General features: G+C 68.2%; 5 protein-coding genes. 4 read left to right on the plus strand and 1 reads right to left on the minus strand.

What is annotated here, in order from left to right:
• From LLG88_13850 to LLG88_13865, 4 genes are all read left to right on the plus strand, one after another.
• Window positions 1-844 (plus strand): RHS repeat-associated core domain-containing protein (locus LLG88_13850; protein ID MCE5247991.1); only part of this gene is annotated, 844 nt, incomplete at its 5' end.
• 350 nt (window positions 845-1194) lie between these two features.
• The gene (locus tag LLG88_13855) at window positions 1195-1713 is read left to right on the plus strand and encodes a hypothetical protein (GenBank protein ID MCE5247992.1); all 519 of its coding nucleotides are present in this window, start codon (window positions 1195-1197) and stop codon (window positions 1711-1713) included.
• A gap of 363 nt (window positions 1714-2076) precedes the next feature.
• Complete coding sequence (locus LLG88_13860) at window positions 2077-2469, plus strand: hypothetical protein (GenBank protein ID MCE5247993.1); 393 nt, start codon at window positions 2077-2079, stop codon at window positions 2467-2469.
• Window positions 2470-2684: 215 nt separating this feature from the next.
• A complete protein-coding gene (locus LLG88_13865) occupies window positions 2685-3689 on the plus strand; it encodes a hypothetical protein (protein MCE5247994.1) in 1005 nt (334 codons plus the stop codon).
• A 100-nt stretch (window positions 3690-3789) separates the two neighbouring features.
• On the opposite strand, the gene LLG88_13870 is transcribed toward LLG88_13865, so the two are convergent.
• On the minus strand, window positions 3790-4144 hold a 355-nt coding region (locus LLG88_13870; protein ID MCE5247995.1), incomplete at its 5' end, for a potassium channel protein.

Consider the following 4144-nt stretch of genomic DNA (forward strand, 5'->3'; position numbering starts at 1 on the left):
CCACCTCGGCAGCCTGCGGATCGTGACGGACGCCGCCGGCGGGCGGCTGGAGGGGCACGACTACTACCCGTTCGGCGGCGAGATGGGCGCGGCCGGCTCGGCCAGCCGGAAGAAGTTCACGGGCCACGAGCGGGACGAGGAAACCGGGCTCGACTACATGCTCGCCCGGTACTACCCGGCCTCGCTGGGGCGGTTCCTGAGCGTCGATCCGCTCCCGGGGACGGCGAAGCCGGAACTGCCGCAGACATGGAATCGGTTTGTCTATGTTGAGGACTCGCCGGTCCTGTCGGTTGACCCTGACGGACGGACACCGCGCGTGTTCCAGCAGATTGGGGATGCGTTGAGGTCGGGTCTCGAGCGTTTCAACGATAATAGGAAGACGGCGGCGAAGGGGTTGAAAACGATGGCCGCAACTGCATCCAAAGTCGAGGTCGTTGCCGCAGTCGCTGCCGCGGGCGTACTTGCGGCGGGACCAGCGGGCGCGCCGGAAGCCGGGGTTCCGGCACAAGTGGCAGGTGTTGCGGGCGACATCAGTGTCGCTGCCGAAGTGGCGGCCTTCGTGCTGGATCCTAGCTGGGATGGCGCCAAGGATGTTGGCCTTTCCCTTGTCTCGCTCGGTGCCGCCGAAGGGGCGAAGTCGCTTCTCAAGGGCGAAGCGAAGGTGGCGGCCGCGGCTACGAAGGAGAAGGTGGCGGACGCCGCCGCTTCGGCTGGATGCGATCTCGCTCGCGCTGCTGCGGCGGCTGCGGCAGGACCGGAGAAGAGCAAGACAACGCAGCCAGGGTCCAAGGAATCAAAATCGGCATCAAAGGAGTCCGCTCCCTCCAAGGACAAAGAGAAATGATGAGAATCGTGCTGCTGCTCGGCGCTGTGGGTGTAGGTTGCGCGGTCATGTTGTTCTTCACGTCGCGTATCCCCTGCCCCGGAACCCGCTACGGGCCATGTATTTCAAGCAGTTCAGGAGGACAATGCTCATTGGGGTGGTTGGAATTTGCATCGCGCTTTTGAGGCTTCTGATCTTCGGCATGGATTGAGCGGAACCCCCGAATACAGGTGAGAGCCGAACGCGAAGGGGGTGGATTGCCTACGCCAGGACGGGATAGCTCGCACGGGGCGTGCTCACCTCTTGGGCAGCGCGGCTGTCGTTCAGGGCGTGTCCGGACCACCGGGCTCCTCGGACGGACTCTGCGGACGGTGGCGCTCGCGCTGGCCTGCAGTGCAGGGTTTCATGGTTGCGCGAGCGGACCGCGCGACCAGATGTCGTCGCTCGACGCGCTCTGCGGATATGACTCCGTGAAGCTCAAGGTCGTCGTCAGCGGCCCGCGCATCGCGGCCACCGTGTCGAACGGGTCGCGGTGTTCCGTATTTCTGATCCCGGAGAATGACGGCGTGGTCTGGTGGGACGGCGCGCATCGCGCGCTGTACGTCGATCAGAGCGCATACAGCTGGCGACGGGAGAATCGGTTGCGCGGCGGCTGGACCAGCCGGGCGGACGATCCGCTCGACTTTCAGGAACTGCCGCGGGGCCAACGCAGGACTCTCGTGTTCACGGCCGGTCCCGAAGCAGGATGCGGTGCGTGGAACGTTATCGTGCGCATCCCGGTTTTCAAGAGCGCCGACTCCCTCAGGAACAAGCCGCGGTCGAGAGTCGGGGATTGGCTCTCCGGCCACGAGTTCGTGCTCTCCTCATTGATGGATGGGGTCGCGTTCTAGCCCGGCTTGCGATTTGTCTCGATGGTGCTTTCGCGTGCGCTCGGGAAAACAACATCTCTTCTGTAAAGTCGCTCGCTGAGGCGGGCCCGTAATCACGCAGTCTCAATCCCATCGTTGGGAGCGGCGCAGCGACCGGCCTGCCGCCCGAAAGGTGATCCGAGCTGACTGTGGCTTTGCGGGTCGGTATCATGTTCAGGATGTTGGAGCGCGTTTCCGATGTGCCCGCTGCCGAGCGGACTGCCTGTGTGACTCCCGTACGCATCTGCCCTGATCGTTGGCGGCGCCTAAACCAGCATCGCTCGGGATAGCCCGAGCCTTGCCGGGTCGTGGCTGTTGCGTGGAAATGCACGGAGGCAAGAAGCGATGAACGCGTGGCCGGCGATCTTGTGCGCCGCGAGCCTTCTGCTGGTCGGCTGCGACGAGAAGCGGGAGAAGGCGGCGGCGTGCGTGAGCCCGGACGGCCGGCATGTCGCGACCGTCTTTGCGGGGCGCTACAACGTCACGGCCAGGGATACGGTGTTCGTCTATGTCGAGGCCGCGGAGTCCCGTTGGAGCCTGTTCCACTCCAAGAGACTCGTCCTGTTCTGCGTCGGCTACCCCGAGCTTGTGAGTGTCAGATGGATGTCGGACGACAAGTTGGTGGTGCGATTCGCGGCGATGGGGAACGTCGTCCGGAAAGACACAGCCGCGGATGGTGTGTCGATTGTGTTCGAAGAGGTCACGAGAAAGGAGATGGAACGATCTCCCGCGGCGTGAGCGGCAGTGAATAGGACGGTGCCGGCCAGTCCTTCTCGCGCCCCACGGGTGCGGGGAACTATGACCTCTCGGCGAGCGCGCGCGGCGAGAGGACGCCTGGCGCGACGCGCATCCTCGGCGACGTCCGACGCGGAGCGCGGGCCTTCTGGACGACGCCGCGCGGAAGGGCGCGGTCGCGGCTGGATTCGGCGCGCCCGGCGACGATGGGAGGCGGCATGAACTTCGGCGCTGCAACGTCGCCGGCTAGAGGCCGGGTGCGCATTGGGCTCTATCTCCTCTGCGCGAGCTTCGCGGTCTCCTACCTCTGGCTTCCGTTCGAACTGCTGCCCGCGGGGCCCGCGTATGGCCGCCGCTTCCGCTTCATCGCGCTGTCGTGGGCGCTGACGGGCCTCCTTTGGTTCGTCGGGGCCCTGATGCTGCGCGGCGCCGGCCGACTGGCCGCCGCGCCGCAGGGCCATGAGGCGCGGCGGCTCGGCGTCGCTTCGGCGACGCTCGCCGCGGCCGCGCTGGGCTACTGCGCCCTCGGGCTGCTTGCGCAACGGTTCGGACGGGACTCGACGGCGGAGACGACGTTCGCCCCGCTCGGCGGCGTCGTCTTTGCGCTCGTCGCGGCGGCGGTCGCCGGCGCTCTCCTTTGGTGGCTCCGGACGGCGGAAGCGGCGCTCGCCGCGGCGCGGGCGCCGCGCGGCGTCTACGTCGCCGCCGCCGCCTGCGCGGGAGCGTCCATCCTCTGCCGGGCGATCAACGCGTTCTCGCCGGCAAGCATCGCGCCGGCCCAGACGTTGCTCCTCGCGCCGTTGGGGTGGACGACGGCCCTCGGCTGCGTCGCCGCGCTCGCGCTGCGGCTGACGATCTTCGCTCCCGCGCTCGCCCGCGCGGCGGAGCGGGACGGCGACAAGACGCTCCAGGGCGGGGCGACGGAGGAGCGCGAAGGGATCGGCGAGGCCGCTCCGCGGCGCAGGCCGTTCTCCGCCCGCTTGCTGGAATTCGGCGTCGGGTTCTTCGGATTCCCGATCGGCGTGGCGTTCGTCTTCTCGCTCGTGCTGCCCCTCGGCGACTTTGCGGCGCAGACGTCGCCGTTTCTCGCTCTCGCCGGCCTGCTCGCGGCCTTCGTCTTTTTGCTGCGCGCGAAACGGACGGCGGCGGCCTTGGGCGGGCTCGCGGCGTTGGTGATCGCGCCGACGCTGCTGTTCGGCTTCTGCCTCGCGCTGTTCAGGTGACGGGGAGAGCGACGCGCGGCGCTTCGTCCCGCGCGGGACGACCGGTCCGCGCAGGGGCGGTCGGCGCGTCCCGCGGATCGTCGGACCGAATCGCCGCGCGCTAGCCGCGCGCCAGCAGGCGCAGACGGTCGAGCGCCGCGGGGCGGCCGAGGACGATCAGCGTTTCGCCGGCGACGAGCGTCTCGTCCGGCGAGGGGTTGAAGGCCTTCCGCCCGTCGCTCCGGACGATCACGGCGACGATGATGTCGAGCTCGCGCCGGATCGGGCTCTCGCGCAGCGTCTGACCGACGAGCGGCGACCCGTCGGCGACCGCGACCTCCTCCACGTTGACCTCCAGCTCGCGCGCGAAGAGGTCCTCCATGAAGTCGCTGAGCTGCGGGCGCAGGACGATGTGGGCCATCATCTGGCCGCCCCGCTCGTAGGGGTTGAGCACCCGCTGCGCGCCGGCGGCGATC

The organism is bacterium (assembly GCA_021372775.1).
Classification (GTDB): Bacteria; Acidobacteriota; Polarisedimenticolia; order J045; family J045; genus JAJFTU01.